1 CRISPR repeat array is annotated in these 1,168 nt (G+C 54.0%).

The window, feature by feature from the left end:
- Window positions 1–1,167: direct repeats of the CRISPR family, unit length 28 nt; unit sequence GTGCACTGCCGTACAGGCAGCTTAGAAA.
- Window position 1,168: the final 1 nt, after the last annotated feature.

The raw sequence follows: 1,168 nt of genomic DNA on the forward strand, positions 1-1,168 counted from the left end.
GTGCACTGCCGTACAGGCAGCTTAGAAAATAGGGATCGTGGCGCGCGTCACCAGCTGATAGTGCACTGCCGTACAGGCAGCTTAGAAATTGGGGTGACGGCTACGCCGGGACGCGCTGACGTGCACTGCCGTACAGGCAGCTTAGAAAGTGCAGACAGCACTGGCACGATCACGTTAACCGTGCACTGCCGTACAGGCAGCTTAGAAAATAGTTACCCCTTGCCGAGTTAGAAAATGACCGTGCACTGCCGTACAGGCAGCTTGAAAATGTTTTTTTTCTCAAACCCCTGAGCGGCTTTGTGCACTGCCGTACAGGCAGCTTAGAAATGGAACGCAGTAGTGCGGGGGTCAAATACGATGTGCACTGCCGTACAGGCAGCTTAGAAAGGACTTCAGCCTGTGCTAAGAGCGTGACGAGCGTGCACTGCCGTACAGGCAGCTTAGAAATCCTGAGGTGTTTGACCGCGTCTTCGGATTTGGTGCACTGCCGTACAGGCAGCTTAGAAATACGCCACCGCCTGCAGCGGCTCCTGCCGATAGTGCACTGCCGTACAGGCAGCTTAGAAATGTATCGAACATCGTCAATGTGACGGTAAATAGTGCACTGCCGTACAGGCAGCTTAGAAATCGGCCTGTTCCCACGTCAGCAACCATGTGAAGTGCACTGCCGTACAGGCAGCTTAGAAATAAGCAGCAAAATAAACCTCAACAGTCGAATGGTGCACTGCCGTACAGGCAGCTTAGAAAGATGGATACCATTGCCAATCAGGTGGCCAGCAGTGCACTGCCGTACAGGCAGCTTAGAAATGGCGAACGTGGACTATTACGGCGACGCCGCTGTGCACTGCCGTACAGGCAGCTTAGAAAACAAAACCTATTTCAGCCGGACGCTGCGCGAAGTGCACTGCCGTACAGGCAGCTTAGAAAATCGGCCGAGCGGGCGTGAAAACGGTAGGAACGTGCACTGCCGTACAGGCAGCTTAGAAAGATAAGGATAAGGCTCGACGCCGTGCAGCCGCGTGCACTGCCGTACAGGCAGCTTAGAAAATTACTGAACACCCACCAGCGGAGCAGTCAAAGTGCACTGCCGTACAGGCAGCTTAGAAATTCGCTTCCAGCTCTGCCAGTAGTTCGAGAACGTGCACTGCCGTACAGGCAGCTTAGAAAA

The organism is Serratia sp. HMSC15F11 (assembly GCF_001808215.1).
Classification (GTDB): Bacteria; Pseudomonadota; Gammaproteobacteria; order Enterobacterales; family Enterobacteriaceae; genus Serratia; species Serratia nevei.